Source organism: Methylobacterium sp. UNCCL125 (assembly GCF_900116795.1).
GTDB lineage: Bacteria > Pseudomonadota > Alphaproteobacteria > Rhizobiales > Beijerinckiaceae > Methylobacterium > Methylobacterium fujisawaense.
In genome coordinates this window covers 85,575-100,388 of record NZ_FPBW01000024.1, presented here as the reverse complement: position 1 = coordinate 100,388, position 14,814 = coordinate 85,575, and the positions used below count along the sequence as shown (strand labels likewise).

Genomic DNA, 14,814 nt, shown 5'->3' with positions numbered 1-14,814 from the left:
GACCCGCGATGGCCGCCAGTGCCGCCACCTCCGCGGGCGATGCCGCCGCCCCGACGCGCGGCGTGACGGCCCGCGCCGCCGAGCCGCCCCTCGACCGCCGCCGCATGGTGGCGTTCGTCTGCATGGTCTTCGGGATGTTCATGGCGATCCTGGACATCCAGATCGTCTCGGCCTCCCTGAACGAGATCCAGGCCGGCCTCTCGGCCTCCGGCGACGAGATCCCCTGGGTCCAGACCAGCTACCTGATCGCCGAGGTCATCTCGATCCCGCTCTCCGGCACCCTGTCGCGGGTGCTCTCGACGCGCTGGATGTTCGCCATCTCGGCGGGCGGCTTCACCCTGATGAGCCTGATGTGCGCCACCTCCTCGTCGATCGGCGAGATGATCGTCTGGCGGGCGCTCCAGGGCTTCATCGGCGGCGGCATGATCCCCACCGTGTTCGCGGCGGCCTTCACGATCTTCCCGCCCTCGAAGCGGACCATCGTGTCGCCGATGATCGGGCTCGTGGCGACGCTGGCGCCGACGATCGGCCCGACGGTGGGCGGCTATCTCACCGATCTCATGTCGTGGCACTGGCTGTTCCTGATCAACGTCGTGCCGGGCATCTTCGTGACCGTCTCGACCTGGATCCTGGTCGATTTCGACGAGCCCAATTACGGCCTGATCAAATCGTTCGACTGGGCCGGTCTCGCCTTCATGGCCGGCTTCCTCGGCTGCCTGGAATACGTGCTGGAGGAGGGGCCGAACCACGATTGGTTGCAGGACGAGGCGGTGTTCGCCTGCGCGGTCATCTGCGGGACGTCGGCGTTGCTGTTCTTCTGGCGGGTCTTCACGGCGAAGCAGCCGATCGTCGATCTGAGGGCCTTCTCGGACCGGAACTTCGCCAGCGGGTGCGTGGCGAGCTTCGTGCTGGGCATCGGGCTCTACGGGCTGACCTACATCTATCCGGTCTATCTGGCCCGGGTGCGCGGCTACTCGGCGCTGATGATCGGCGAGACGATGTTCGTCTCAGGCCTATGCATGTTCGCCACCGCCCCCATCGCCGGCCGGCTTTCGGGCAAGGTCGATCCCCGCATCATGATGGGCATCGGCTTCGTCGGCTTCGCCTGCGGCACGTGGATCGTCACCGGCCTGACCAAGGACTGGGACTTCTACGAGCTGCTCCTGCCCCAGATCCTGCGTGGCTGCTCACTGATGCTGTGCATGATCCCGATCAACAACATCGCGCTCGGAACGCTGCCGCCGGCGCGGATGAAGAACGCGTCGGGGCTGTTCAACCTGACCCGTAACCTCGGTGGCGCGGTCGGCCTCGCGCTAATCAACACGATCCTCAACGACCGATGGGACCTCCATCTCGCACGGCTGCACGAGCGCTTCACCTGGGCGAACACGGCTGCCCTGGAGCGCCTCGACACGATGCAGCGCGGCTTCGAGGCCTATGGAAGCGCCGCGTCGGGCATGGCGCTGAAGGCGATGACCAACACCGTGCGGATCCAGGGCCTGGTCATGGCCTTCGAGGATGTATTCCTGGCGCTGACGGTCCTGTTCCTGGTGATGGCCTGCGCCGTTCCCATGATCCGGCGGCCCCAGGCCGGTGCGGGCGGCGGGGCCGGCCACTGACGGGCTGCCCCGATCCCGGGCGGTCGGCGGGTGCGGAATCGGACCGCGCGTGCGACCTTCCGCAGCCGCCCCGCAGGATTGCGTTGGCGGTCGGCCCCGCCGATCTGCTAGACAGGGCGGATGGCCGGCCCGAGAAGCCGGCGCCGAGACGGCCAGGATACGGCGTATGGACTTCCTCAACGCGATGGGCGGAACCGCCGGCGGCTTCTTCGGCGCAGTGATTCCGTTCCTATTCGTGCTCACCGTCGTGGTGTTCGTGCACGAGATGGGCCACTTCCTGGTCGGGCGCTGGTGCGGGGTCGGGGTTCACGCCTTCTCGCTCGGCTTCGGCCCCGAGCTGTTCGGCTTCAACGACCGCCGCGGCACCCGCTGGAAGCTCTGCGCCATCCCCCTCGGCGGCTACGTGAAGTTCCACGGCGACGTGAACGGCGCCAGCATGCCCGATCCCGAGGCCGTCGCCCGGATGAGCCCGCAGGAGCGGGCGATCAGCTTCCCGACCCAGCCCGTGTCCAAGCGCGCGGCGATCGTCGCCGCCGGCCCTGTGGCGAACTTCATCCTGGCGATCCTGCTCTTCGCCGGCGCGATCTGGCTGGGCGGCCGCTACGAGTTGCCCGCCCGGGTCTCGTCGGTGGAGCCGAACAGCGTCGCCGCCCAGGCCGGCTTCCAGCCCGGCGACGTGATCACCGCCATCGACGGCGAGAAGATCGGCGACTTCAACGCCATGTACCGCACGGTGACCGGCAGCGCCGGGACGCCGCTGACCTTCACGGTGGAGCGCAACGACCAGCCCATCACGATCCAGGCGACGCCCGCCACCTTCGAGGAGAAGACGCCGTTCGGCCGCCACCGGATCGGCCGGCTCGGCATCCGGTCGCCCGCGGGCTCGGAGGCCCGCCTCGTGACTTACGGGGCGCTCGATTCGCTCAATCTCGGCGTGAAGGAGACCTACTTCGTCGTCGAGCGCACCTTCTCGTATCTCGGCAAGCTCGTCACCGGCCGGGAATCCGCCGACCAGCTCTCGGGTCCGATCGGCATCGCCCGCGTCTCCGGCGAGGTCGCCAAGACCGGCGGCGTCGGCGGTCTGGTCGGGCTCATCGCGCTGCTCTCCGTCTCGATCGGCCTGCTCAACCTGTTCCCCGTGCCGTTGCTCGATGGCGGACACCTGCTGTTCTACGCCTTCGAGGTGGTGCGCGGCCGTCCGCTCAGCGAGCGGGCCCAGGAGATCGGATTCCGTATCGGTCTCGCCCTGGTGCTGATGCTGATGCTGTTCGCCGCCTGGAACGACATCCTCAATCTCGGCGCCTCCTGGCGGAACACCTGATTGGGGGCCGGCGGGATCCTGTGATTCCGCCGGATCTCCACCGGAAAGGCTGCCCCAATCCCGCCGCGGTCTCGCCCGGACGCCGCCCGGATGGCACCGCTCCGACGGGGTGAAACCGGGTTAAGATCCTGTTCACGGGATCGCGATCGGGTCTGAAAACCTCCGACAGTCCAGACATTTACGTGGCGTTCACCACGATCTGCGGTTTGTCTTCATGCTGACCGCACCGTTAAGTGGCGCGAAGGCCACGACCCCCCAAAATCCCCTGACGATGGCCTCCCGCGCGTTTGCTTGGCTGGGGAATCCCGGTAAGAGCTACGCTTGGACCGAAGCCACGCTTGGACCAGGTGACGGGACGGCCGATCAACGGTCGCCTGTGACGGGCTAACCCCCGCGACCAGAACAGAAACGGGCGATTGCATGATGTCGTTGACGGGGAAGCCCCGACGTAAGTCGGTGCGGAAAACCATCGTCCTAGTCACTGCGGGTCTTGGCGTTGTCCTGAGCGGGGCCGCCCAGGCGCAGCAGATCGTCGTCCAGGGCAACCAGCGCGTCGATGCCGACACGATCCGGTCCTACGTGACCGGGACGGCGTCCGGCTCCGCCGAGGAGGCCCGCCGCAACCTGCTCGCGAGCGGGATGTTCTCCGACGTGAAGGTCGCCCAGTCGGGTGGCCGCACGGTGGTGACGGTCCGCGAGAACAACCTGATCAACCGCGTTGTCTTCGAGGGCAACAAGAAGGTCGAGAAGGCGACCCTTGAGGGGATCGTCGAGGCCAAGGCCCGCGGCCCGTACAGCGAGGCGATCATTAACGCCGACCTCGCCCGCATCCGCGACGTCTACAAGCGCTTCGGGCGCGGCACCGCCAAGGTGACCTACCGGACGGTCGACCTGCCCAACGGCCGCGTCGACGTGATCTACCAGATCGACGAGGGCGATAAGACCGGCATCCTCTCGATCAACTTCGTCGGCAACAACGCCTACTCGGAGCGGACGCTGAAGGGGCTGATGAGCTCCTCGGAGATGAACTTCCTGTCGTTCATCAAGACCTCCGACGTCTACGATCCCGACCGCATCACCAACGACCTCGACCAAGTCCGCCGCTACTACCTGAAGAACGGCTACGCCGACTTCCAGGTGGTCAGCGCCGACGCGCGCTACGTCGAGGGCGACAAGTCCGGCTACGTCATCACCATCACGGTGAACGAGGGCGAGCAGTACAAGGTCGGCGCGGTCCAGGTGGATTCGCGCCTGCCGGGCCTCGACACCACGAAGCTCGACACCGACATCGCCACCTCCGTGGGCGACATCTACAACGCCGACGACGTCGAGAAGACGCTCAACAACGTCACCCGCGAGGTCAACCGCGCCGGCTACCCCTTCGCGCAGGTCCGCCCGACCGGGCAGCGCGATCCGGCCAGCCATCAGGTCTCCCTGGGCTTCGTGGTCGAGGACGGCCCGCACGTCTACGTCGAGCGCATCAACATCCGCGGCAACACCCGGACCCGCGACTACGTCATCCGTCGCGAGCTCGATATCGCCGAGGGCGACGCCTACAACCGCGTGCTGACCGACCGCGCCGAGCGGCGCCTGAACGGTCTCGGCTTCTTCAAGAAGGTCCGCTTCTCCAACGAGCCGGGCTCGGCCCCGGACCGCGTGGTCATCAACATCGACGTTGAGGATCAGCCCACGGGTTCGTTCTCGGTGGCGGGCGGCTACTCCACCCAGGACGGCATCATCGGCGAGGTCTCGGTCTCCGAGTCGAACTTCCTCGGCCGCGGCCAGTACGTCCGCTTGGCCGGTACGGGTGGCCAGTACTCGCGCGGCGTCGACTTCTCGTTTACCGAGCCGTACTTCCTCGGCTACCGGCTGGCAGCGGGCTTCGACGCCTTCTACAAGTACTCCGACCTGACCCGATACTCGCGCTACGAGACCACGGTGTATGGCGGCCAGCTCCGCCTCGGCCTGCCGATCACCGAGGAGTTCGGCATCACGCTGCGCTACTCGCTGTACAATACCGAGCTGAAGGTCCCGAACACCCTCAAGCGGCCGTACAACGACTGCTCGATCCCGATCCCGGGCTACACCGCCACCTACGCGGCGGGCACGATCGACCCGAATACGGGCCGGAACATCGGCGGCCAGGCGATCTACCCGAACTGCGCGTATGACGGCGAAGCCTCGATCGCCATCAAGGGTTCGCAGGGCAACACGCTGACCTCGCTGGCCGGCCTGACGCTCGCCTACTCGACCCTCGACGTGATCGGCGCGCCCCGCAACGGCCTCTACGCCGAGCTGAAGCCCGACGTCGCCGGCCTGGGTGGCGACTCCAAGTTCTTCCGCGTGACGGCCGATGCGCGGTACTACAAGGAGATCTTCGAGGACGTCGTCGGCTTCATCCGCTTCCAGGGCGGCCACATCTCGTCGCTCAACAACGACCCGCTGCGGGTGACCGACCAGTTCTTCCTCGGCCCGTCGCTGGTCCGCGGCTTCGCACCGAACGGCATCGGTCCGCGCGACGTCGGCATCGCCGATGCCCGCTCGAACGCGATCGGCGGTTCGACCTACGTCGGCGGTACCCTCGAAGTTCAGTTCCCGCTGCCCCTCATTCCGCGGGATCTGGGCCTGAAGGGCGCGCTCTTCGCCGATGCCGGCACGCTGTTCGGTTATCACGGCCAGCGGAACTTCAACGTGAACGGCGACGCCTTCATCAACGGCATCTCGCCGACGACCGGGAAGTGCAACTTCAACGCCTTCACGATCGGCGTGGAGCCGGAATGCGTGAACGTTCGCGACACGGCGGCGATCCGTTCCTCGATCGGCGCGTCCATCCTGTGGAACTCGCCGCTCGGCCCGATCCGGTTCGACTACGCCTACGCTCTGTCGAAGGATGAGGGTCAGAAGGTGTTCGTCCCGATCCTCGGCAAGTTCGGCCATATCGGCGCGGATCAGGTCCAGGCGTTCCGCTTCTCCGGCGGCTCGCGCTTCTGATAAAAATTGCGCGCGCCGGCCGGATTGTCCCGGCCGGCGCGTTATCGAGCATGTCAGATCCCATCTTCTTCACCGCCGCCGCCGATGGCCTCACCCTGGCCGAGATCGCGGCAGCCGCCGGCGCCAGCCTTCCCGACGGAGCGGATCCGGAACGCCGGTTCAGCGGCGCGGCCTCCCTGGAGAGCGCCGGTCCGGAACACCTCGCCTACATGGACAATGCCCGCTACGGCGACGCGCTCACCGCGACGCGGGCGGGGGTGTGTCTGGTCTCCCCCCGGTTCGCGGCGCGTTGTCCCGCAACCACCGTTGCCCTCGTCAGCCGCGATCCCTACCGCGCCTATGCGGCCTTGCTCGGCCGTCTGCATCCGGATGCCCTGCGTCCCGGCTCCCAGTTCGCCGTCCGCGGCGTCGCGTCCGGCGCCCATGTCCATCCGGAAGCCCGGCTCGAGGACGGCGTCACGGTCGATCCCGGCGCGGTTGTCGGGCCGGGTGCCGAGATCGGCGCAGGAACGGTGATCGGACCGAATGCCGTGATCGGTCCTGGCGTCCGCATCGGGCGGGACTGTGCGATCGGCGCCGGCACCACGCTCAGCCACGCTCTCCTCGGGAACCGGGTGATCATCCACCCGGGTGCGCGCCTCGGGCAGGACGGGTTCGGCTTCGCCATGGGCGCCAGCCACCTCAAGGTCCCGCAGGTCGGGCGGGTGATCGTTCAGGACGATGTCGAGATCGGCGCCAACACCACGATCGACCGGGGCGCCTCGCGCGACACGGTGATCGGGGAGGGGACCAAGATCGATAATCTCGTGCAGATCGCCCACAACGTCGTGATCGGGCGGCACTGCGTCATCGTGTCGGGCGTCGGCATCTCGGGCTCGACCACCCTGGAGGATTACGTCGTCCTCGGCGGGCAGGTCGGCGTCGTCGGCCACCTGCGCATCGGCCGCGGTGCGCAGATCGCCGGCTCGTCCAACGTCAACCGCGACGTGCCGCCGGGCAGCCGCTGGGGCGGAACGCCCGCCAAGCCGGTCCGGGCCTGGTTCCGGGAGTTGACGACGCTGGCCCGCCTCGCCGAGCGCGGCGGCAAGGACCTGAGCGGCGAGGACACCTGACCGGGAAGGCCTTGCGCTTCCGGCGATTTCTTCCGAAGAGGGCGTTCGGCCTGCCAAGGGCGGCCGGTTTGCAAGCCGCCCCGGGCGGCAAGTCGAGGTGCGGATTTCGATGAGTGAGGCGGCGCGCGAGACCGGCACCGAGCTGGGCATAGCCGATATCCAGACGTTGCTGGAATTGCTGCCACACCGTTACCCGTTCCTGATGGTGGATCGCATCGTCGAGATCGACCGGGACGAGTCCTGTGTCGGGATCAAGAACGTCACGGCGAACGAGCCGCAGTTCATGGGACACTTCCCGGACATGCCGGTCTTCCCGGGCGTGCTCCTGATCGAGGGCATGGCGCAGACGGCGGGCGCGATCTGCTGCCGCCACATCCGGGCGGACGGACGGAACACCAAGCAGGTGTTCTTCATGACCATCGACAAGTGCAAGTTCCGCAAGCCCGTCACCCCCGGCGACCAGGTGCGCTTCCACATGACGAAGCTGAATCAGCGCCGGACCATGTGGTGGTTCCGCGGCGAGGCCCGGGTCGACGGCAACCTCGTCGCCGAGGCCGAGATCAGCGCCATGCTGGTGACGGAGTGACCGCGCCGTTCATCCATGCGAGCGCCGTGATCGAGTCCGGCGCCCGGATCGGCGACGGGGCCCGGATCGGCCCCTTCTGCCATGTCGGCCCCGAGGTCGTGCTCGGGCCGGATTGCGAACTCATCAGTCACGTCGTCCTGGCGGGCCGCACCACGATCGGACCCCGCACCCGGATCTTCCCCTTCGCGTCGATCGGCCACCAGCCGCAGGACCTGAAGTACCGGGGCGAGGCCTCGACCCTGACGATCGGCGCCGATTGCCTGATCCGCGAGGGCGTCACGATGAACCCGGGCACCAGCGGCGGCGGCCTGGAGACCGTGGTCGGCGATCACTGCACCTTCCTGGCGAATTCGCATGTCGGCCACGACTGCCGGGTCGGCGCGCATGTGATCTTCTCCAACAACGTGATGCTGGCGGGCCATTGCAGCGTCGGCGACTACGCGATCCTGGGTGGCGGCGCCGCCGTGATCCAGTTCGCGCGCGTCGGTGCGCACGCCTTCGTGGGCGGCCTGTCGGGCCTGGAGAACGACTGCATCCCGTACGGTATGGTGCTCGGCAACCGGGCCTACCTGTCGGGGCTCAACATCATCGGGCTGCAGCGCCGCGGCTTCGCCCGCGACGACATCCACGCCCTGCGGCGCGCCTACCGCCTGCTCTTCGCGCCCGAGGGCACGCTGATGGAGCGGGTGGAGGACGTGGCCGCGACCTTCGAATCCCACGCGGCGGTCCGCGAGATCCTCGACTTCATCCGCCTCGGCGGCAAGCGCTCGATCTGCACGCCGCGCGAGATCCCGACGCCCATCAGCGCCGCCTGAGCGGCCGGGCCGTGACCCAGGCCGATCCGCACCCCGAGGGGACCCTGGTTCTGATCGCCGGGGCCGGCCGGCTGCCGGAACTCGTCGCCGAGTCGCTGCGCCGGGCGCGCCGGCCCTTCCGCGTAATCGCCCTGCGCGGTTTCACGGGGGCGACCCTGCGAGCCAGTGCCGACGCCACGGTCGACCTGCTCGACCTCGCCGCCACCCTGAAGCTTCTGCGGCGCTGGGGGCCGGCGGTCGTGGTACCGGCCGGCGGCGTCTCACGGCCGAGCCCGGCCGCGATCCTCAATGCCGGAGCCGCCCTGCGCAACCGGGAGGCCCTGCGGGCGATCGCCGGCGGGGGCGACGACCGCCTCCTGCGCGCCGCCGTCACGCTGGTGGAAGAGGACGGCCACAGGGTCGTGGGCGTCCACGAGGCCGCGCCGGACCTGCTCTGTCCGGAGGGGCCCCTCGGGCGCCGGATTCCGGATGCCGAGGCGGCCGCCTCGATCCGCGCCGGGCGCGGGGTCCTCGACGCCCTCTCGCCCTACGATCTGGGACAGGCTGTGGCCCTGGCCGGTGACCGGATCCTGGCCGTGGAGGGGCCGGAGGGCACCGATCGCATGCTGGCCCGGGCGCGGGCCCTGGGGCGCCGTCCGTTCGGGTTCGGCCGGGCGATGCCCGCCACCGTGCTGGTGAAGGCTCCCAAGGTCGGCCAGGACCGCCGCATCGATCTCCCGGCCATCGGACCGCGCACCGTGCGCAACGCGGCCCAGGCAGGCTGCGTCGGCCTGGCGCTGGAGGCCGGCGGGACCCTGGTCATCGACCGGGTGGCCACGGCCGCGGAAGCCGACCGCCTCGGTCTCTTCGTCGTCGGCTACGGAGGGACGCCGTGACCGGCCGGCCCCGGACCATCTGGCTCGTGGCCGGCGAGGATTCCGGCGATCAGCTCGGCGCCAAGCTGATGCGGGCCCTGCGCGAGGCGGCGCCCGACGTGGTCTTCGGCGGCGTCGGCGGCGAGGCCATGGCGGAGGCGGGGTTCGCATCCCTGTTCCCCCTCGATGACGTGGCGGTGATGGGCTATCTGCCGGTCCTCGCCCGGGCCCGGACCCTGCTCCGGCGCATCCGCGAAACCGTCTCGGCGGCGGTCGACGCCCGGCCGGACGTGCTGGTGATCATCGACAGTCCGGGTTTCACCCACGCGGTGGCGCGGCGGGTGCGCAAGGTGGCCCCCGGCATCCCGATCATCGATTACGTGTCGCCGAGCGTCTGGGCGTGGCGGCCCTGGCGGGCGAAGGGGATGCGACCGTTCATCGACCACGTCCTGGCCCTGCTGCCCTTCGAGCCGGACGCGCATCTGCGGCTCGGCGGGCCGCCCTGCACCTATGTCGGACACCCGCTGATCGAGCGCCTTCCGGAACTGCGGCCCACCGCATCCGAGCAGCGGCGGCGCGAGTCCGTTCCCTACAGCCTCGTGCTGCTGCCGGGGTCCCGCCGGTCCGAGATCGAGCGGCTGATGCCGGTTTTCGGTGCGGCGCTGGCGCGGGTGGCGGAAGGCCTCGCGGTCGAGGCGGTGCTGCCCGCCGTGACGCGTCACAGGGCGCTGATCGAGCGGCTTTCCGCGGAGTGGACGGTGCCCGTCCGCATCGTCACCGGCGAGGCGCCGAAATACGCCGCCTTCCGGGAGGCCCGGGCGGCGCTCGCCGCCTCTGGCACGGTCACGCTGGAACTCGCCCTCGCGGGCGTCCCGATGGTCGTCGCCTACAAGGTCTCGCGGGCGGAGGAATTCATCGCCCGCCGGCTGATCCAGGTCCCGAGCATCGTGCTGCCGAACCTGATCCTGGCCGAGAACGCCATGCCGGAATTCGTCCAGGCCGACTGCACGCCGGAGCGCCTGGCAGGCGCCGTGCGGTCGCTCCTGGCAGGCGGTGCGGGCCGCGACGCACAGCTCGCTGCCCTCGCCCGGATCGACGGGCTGATGCGGCTCGCCGCGAATGACACGCCGAGCCGGGCCGCCGCGCGCATCGTCCTGCGCGCCGCAGAGCGCCACGCGTCCGATCCGAGGGCGTGACGGGGCCGCTCAGCCGGCGCGGCGACTGCAGCGGGTGTAGGTCGATGTCCCGCGATTACTCGACCACGTCAGGTGCTCGCCATCCACCAGCAGGCGGACCTGCGACGACCAGCGCCGGCCACGGACGCTGCACTCGGCGGCGGCGACCCAGGCGCTGCCGACCCGTCGCATGTCGTGGAAGAGGCAGATCGTGCGGCCGGCGCGGGCGCGATCCTGCGTGATCGTGGCCGGGATGTAGCCCCGGCGCCGGGATCGGGTCCCGCAGGCTTCGGGGGTCGGCCCCCAGACGCCGACATACTCGGCCGCCACGGGGGTCGGGGCGGGGGCCGGGGCGGGGTGCGGCGCCGGACGGGCATTCGCCGCGGCGCCCGGCATCGCGGTGGCCGCCTGGGGCGGCGGCGGCGCCGTGGGCGCCGCCATGGCGGTCTGGCCGGGCGGATCTTCCGCAGGGGCACCCGGGTCGGGCGCGTCGAGCATCACGACCCGCCGCGCCGTGGCGCGCGGACCGGCGGCGCCCCCCGCGGAGGGGCTGGCCTCCGGCGCCGTCGGGCGAAACGGCAGGTCCTCGGTCAGGTAGGCCGCGCTGTAGGCGAACAGGCCGACCCAGCCGAGGACGAGGAGCGCCGGCAGGGCGAAGCGACGCCAGGAGCCGGAACGCGCCCCGCCGCCCGGATCCGCCAGCACGACCGCACCCATGGTCCGCCCCCTTCTCGTTCGATCAGCGGCCGAAGATACCCTTCAGGAACTGCGCCGTACGGTTGCGCTTGCGCTTGCGCTCCAATTCCGATGCGTCCCTGAGCCACGCGACCTGCACGACCCGACGCTCGCCCTCGAAGGGCTCGTGGCCGTGCCAGGAATTCTCCGCCCGCAGGAAGGCGAACATCGTGCCCATGGTGGGCGGCACCTCGACCGCGAAGGGCTCGTAGTTGCGCCCGTCGTAGAGCACCCGCAGGCGCCCCGCGGCCGGGGCGTCCCAGGCGTCGTTCATGTAGACGAGCAGCGTCAGCACCTTCGACGGCCCGTCGGTGTGGATCGAGCCGTATTTGAGCTGGCTGCGCCGCATGATCGTGGTCAGACGCGGGCAGGAGACGAGGTCGATGCCGAACTTCTCCCCGAGGATCTTGGAGAAGGCGTCGCTCTCCAGCTCGTCGATCAGCGCCTTGAACCGGCCCTTCAGGGCGACCTCGTCGACCGTGAGGTAGCCGGGCTTGGCGATCTCGGGGAAGTCGCGGCGGATGTCGTCGATCGCGTCGGGCTTCAGGACGTTGCTGCCGAGCGTGTAGGCGTAGGGCTCGTGGGAAACGGGCGCGGCGCGCACGGCGGAGATGTCGAGGATCGAGAGAGCGGACATCGCTGGGTCCCTTGACTCCGGCGCCGGTCGGCCGGCACGCCGGGCGACGGAGACGCGTGCCGGAGGGCCGGTCGAGCCATCGTGCCCGGGTCGCCGCGCAGGCGTCCACGATCACAAATCTAAAGCGGCTTTCGGCAATCCCGGAATCTCCTAATCCGCCGATTGCGGCGGTCCGACGGCGAAAGCGGCCCGGTGGCGCATTCCGGTGACAGTCTCGGGCGGTCCGCTTGTGCAGGATGGTGCCAGACCCGCGGGCTTTCTTCCCGGGTGCGTACCGGAACCCGTTCCCGATGAGGCCGTGGGCCCTCGCCTTGCTGTTCAGCCACCTCGCCGTCGTTGCGGTCGGGTTGGAGGCCCGTGCGCAGTCGCGGCCGCCCCGCGGCTCGATGACGGCCCGCATGACCTGCTCCGAGGCCATGGCCCTGGTGAGGAACGAGGGCGACGTCGTCATCGCCGCCGGGTCGGCCCCGGAGCGTTTCGTGAGCAATCCCGGCCAATGCAGCGCCTCCGAGATCGCCGAGCTGCGCTTCGCCCCCACGCGCGACAACCCGCAATGCCCGATCGGCTATCATTGCCGCGAGCCGGGCTTCGAGGAATGGAACTGGTAGCCGCGCCGACCGCGTAAATCGCCGCACCGTCGGAACGTGACCAAAGTTTCACGCGACAGCCCGGGGCAAGTGCCACTATCTGGCCATCAGCCGGGGTCAAGGCCGCCGGCGGCGTCCCCAGTGGGCGCGCACGGATGGGGGATCGACGCGTGGCAGCACTCAGGACCGGACTGGGAATCCAGGCCGTGCTCACGGCTCTGGCCGCGCTGATCCTGCTGGCATTTCCCGGTATTCCGAGCCCGCCTCTTTATGTCTCGCTCGCCGGCTTCGCCATGGCGGGCATCCTGATCGCCGCGAACGGCATCTCGGCCTACCTGAAGGTCTTCGTCTCGGTTTACGGCGTCGGCTACCTGCTGCTGGCCGGATCGAAGACGATCGCCGCCATGGGCCTGCTGCCGCCGGTGATCGCGGCGCTTCTGCCGCCCGCCTTCGCCGCCACCGGTGCGGTGGTCTTCGCCGCCATCGTGCTCGGCATCTCGCATCTCGAGCCGATCCGGGCGATCACCAACATCGCCGACCCGTATTTCGCCAACCGCGACAAGCCCACCAAGGAGATCGGCCTGTTCCGGTGGTTCGGCACCACGGAGGGCCGGATCGGCCGCAACCTCGTGGCCCTGTCGATCTTCGTGAACTTCGCCGACGTTGCGCTGACGTTGCGGTTCAACTTCTTCTACCGCGACATCTACAACTCGCTTCAGGAATACGACGCGAACGCCTTCTGGTATCAGCTGCTCTGGGTGTTCGTGCCGCTGGCCACGCTGAACATCGCCATCGGCATGTTCGACCTGTTCGTGGATTCCTCGCTGCTGATCCGCTGGCGCACGTGGCTGACGCACAGCCTGTACGAGCGCTGGCTCGGCAACGGCACCCATTACCGGATCCCGTTCACCGACGAGGAGGCCGACAACCCGGATCAGCGCATCCAGGCCGACGTCAACAGCTTCATCGTGCAGACCACGACGCTGTCGATCCGGTTGCTGAGCCAGGCCGCGCAGCTCGTCTCATTCATCGTGATCCTCTGGACCCTGTCGCGGGACTTCGTGGTGCCGTTCACCGACACGGTGATCCCGGGCTTCCTGGTCTGGCTGGTGATCGCCTACGCGGTGGTCGGCACGTGGCTCACCCACCTCATCGGCCGGCCGCTCATCGGGCTCGACTTCCGGCAGGAGCGGGTCGAGGCCGATTTCCGCTTCGCGCTGGCCCGCAACCGCATCTACTCCGAGCAGATCGCCCTGCTGCGCGGCGAGCGGGCGGAGGCCTCGCGGCTCTCGACGCTGTTCCACAGCGTCATCGACAACTACGTCGGGATCATCTTCCGCCGCATCAAGCTGATCGCCTTCACGTTCAGCTACCGGCAGGCGAGCGTGATCTTCCCGATGGTGCTGGCGGCCCCGTCCTTCTTCGCCAAGAAGATCACGCTGGGTGCCCTCCAGCAGACCTCGCAGGCCTTCAGCCAGGTGCAGAGTTCGCTGTCGTTCTTCGTGGATTCCTACACGACGCTGGCGGCCTACAAGGCCAACACCAACCGTCTCGGATCCTTCCGCCGGGCCATGACCAAGGCCGAGGCCCTCGAGGCCGCAGGCTACGGCTTGATCCAGGGCAACGAGAGCACGGGCGACGTCACCGCGCGCGGACTCGTCCTCGCCCTGCCGGACGGGCGCCCGATCGTGACCGCCGACACGCTGACCCTGCCGCGGGGCGGCGCGACCCTGGTCACGGGTCCCTCCGGCTCGGGCAAGTCGACCCTGTTCCGCGCGATCGCGGGGATCTGGCCGTTCGGCAAGGGCCGGGTCGACGTGCCCGCCGGGCAGTCGGCGCTGGTGCTGCCGCAGCGGCCTTACATCCCCCAGGGGACACTGCGTGGCGCCGTGGTCTACCCGAACACGACCGATCAGTTCTCGGACGCGGCGATCAAGGATGCGCTGACGGCCGCCCAGCTGCCGCACTTGGTCGACCACCTCGACCAGACCGACACCTGGGAGCGGCGGCTGTCGGGGGGCGAGCAGCAGCGGCTGGCCATCGCCCGTGCGCTTCTGTCCAAGCCGGAATGGCTGTTCCTCGACGAGGCGACGGCCTCGCTCGACGAACCCTCCGAGGCGGCCCTCTACCGGATGCTGCGCGAGCGCCTGCCCGGGACGACGATCGTGTCGATCGGCCACCGCTCGACGCTGGACGCGTTCCACGAGCGGCGCATCACGCTGGAGCCGGAGGGCGGTGTGTTCGTGCCGCGGGCGCGGCGGGAGGCGTTGCCGGCGGAGTAGCGGGCGGCGCCGCAGCGCGCCTTCGGCGGCAGAGGGCTGCGAGCCTAAACGTCGCCGCCGGACGCCAGCGTCTCCGGGACACGCACGATCTTCATCCGCC

12 protein-coding genes are annotated in these 14,814 nt (G+C 69.4%); 10 read left to right on the top strand and 2 right to left on the bottom strand.

Going from position 1 to position 14,814, the window contains the following annotated elements; all coding sequences use genetic code 11:
* Positions 1–8 precede the first annotated feature (8 nt).
* The 8 genes from BM396_RS23060 (at position 9) to lpxB (ending at position 10,494) form a co-directional block, all read left to right on the top strand.
* Positions 9–1,619: a DHA2 family efflux MFS transporter permease subunit gene (locus tag BM396_RS23060; RefSeq protein ID WP_043382801.1), complete on the top strand. Its 1,611-nt coding sequence runs from the start codon at positions 9–11 to the stop codon at positions 1,617–1,619.
* 166 nt (positions 1,620–1,785) lie between these two features.
* On the top strand, positions 1,786–2,940 hold the full coding sequence (locus tag BM396_RS23055; protein ID WP_043351211.1) for a M50 family metallopeptidase: 1,155 nt from the start codon (positions 1,786–1,788) through the stop codon (positions 2,938–2,940).
* 420 nt (positions 2,941–3,360) lie between these two features.
* Complete coding sequence (bamA, locus tag BM396_RS23050; RefSeq protein ID WP_043351213.1) at positions 3,361–5,931, top strand: outer membrane protein assembly factor BamA; 2,571 nt, start codon at positions 3,361–3,363, stop codon at positions 5,929–5,931.
* 50 nt (positions 5,932–5,981) lie between these two features.
* Entirely contained in the window at positions 5,982–7,043 is a 1,062-nt protein-coding gene (gene lpxD, locus BM396_RS23045; RefSeq protein ID WP_043382804.1) for a UDP-3-O-(3-hydroxymyristoyl)glucosamine N-acyltransferase, read from the top strand.
* A 109-nt stretch (positions 7,044–7,152) separates the two neighbouring features.
* Positions 7,153–7,629 (top strand): 3-hydroxyacyl-ACP dehydratase FabZ, encoded by a 477-nt coding sequence (gene fabZ / locus BM396_RS23040; RefSeq protein WP_043351216.1) that lies wholly within the window; start codon positions 7,153–7,155, stop codon positions 7,627–7,629.
* Positions 7,626–8,444 carry an acyl-ACP--UDP-N-acetylglucosamine O-acyltransferase gene (gene lpxA / locus BM396_RS23035; protein ID WP_043351218.1) on the top strand — a complete coding sequence of 273 codons (819 nt, stop codon included), beginning with the start codon at positions 7,626–7,628 and terminating at the stop codon, positions 8,442–8,444. Before fabZ ends, lpxA begins: the two co-directional genes overlap by 4 nt.
* A gap of 11 nt (positions 8,445–8,455) precedes the next feature.
* Positions 8,456–9,319: an LpxI family protein gene (gene lpxI / locus BM396_RS23030; protein ID WP_043382807.1), complete on the top strand. Its 864-nt coding sequence runs from the start codon at positions 8,456–8,458 to the stop codon at positions 9,317–9,319.
* Positions 9,316–10,494 carry a lipid-A-disaccharide synthase gene (gene lpxB, locus BM396_RS23025; RefSeq protein WP_043382810.1) on the top strand — a complete coding sequence of 393 codons (1,179 nt, stop codon included), beginning with the start codon at positions 9,316–9,318 and terminating at the stop codon, positions 10,492–10,494. The genes lpxI and lpxB overlap by 4 nt, the downstream gene beginning before the upstream one ends.
* A 9-nt stretch (positions 10,495–10,503) precedes the next feature.
* On the opposite strand, the gene BM396_RS23020 is transcribed toward lpxB, so the two are convergent.
* Together BM396_RS23020 and BM396_RS23015 are read right to left on the bottom strand one after the other, a co-directional pair.
* Positions 10,504–11,190: a hypothetical protein gene (locus BM396_RS23020; protein ID WP_043382813.1), complete on the bottom strand. Its 687-nt coding sequence runs from the start codon at positions 11,188–11,190 to the stop codon at positions 10,504–10,506.
* 22 nt (positions 11,191–11,212) lie between these two features.
* Positions 11,213–11,845 (bottom strand): 2OG-Fe(II) oxygenase, encoded by a 633-nt coding sequence (locus BM396_RS23015; protein WP_043382815.1) that lies wholly within the window; start codon positions 11,843–11,845, stop codon positions 11,213–11,215.
* 290 nt (positions 11,846–12,135) lie between these two features.
* Here BM396_RS23015 and BM396_RS23010 point away from each other — a divergent pair, with 290 nt between their 5' ends.
* Both BM396_RS23010 and BM396_RS23005 read left to right on the top strand, forming a co-directional pair.
* Entirely contained in the window at positions 12,136–12,453 is a 318-nt protein-coding gene (locus BM396_RS23010) for a hypothetical protein (protein ID WP_043351228.1), read from the top strand.
* Positions 12,454–12,602: 149 nt separating this feature from the next.
* A complete protein-coding gene (locus tag BM396_RS23005; RefSeq protein WP_043382818.1) occupies positions 12,603–14,714 on the top strand; it encodes an ABC transporter ATP-binding protein/permease in 2,112 nt (703 codons plus the stop codon).
* Positions 14,715–14,814 lie beyond the last annotated feature (100 nt).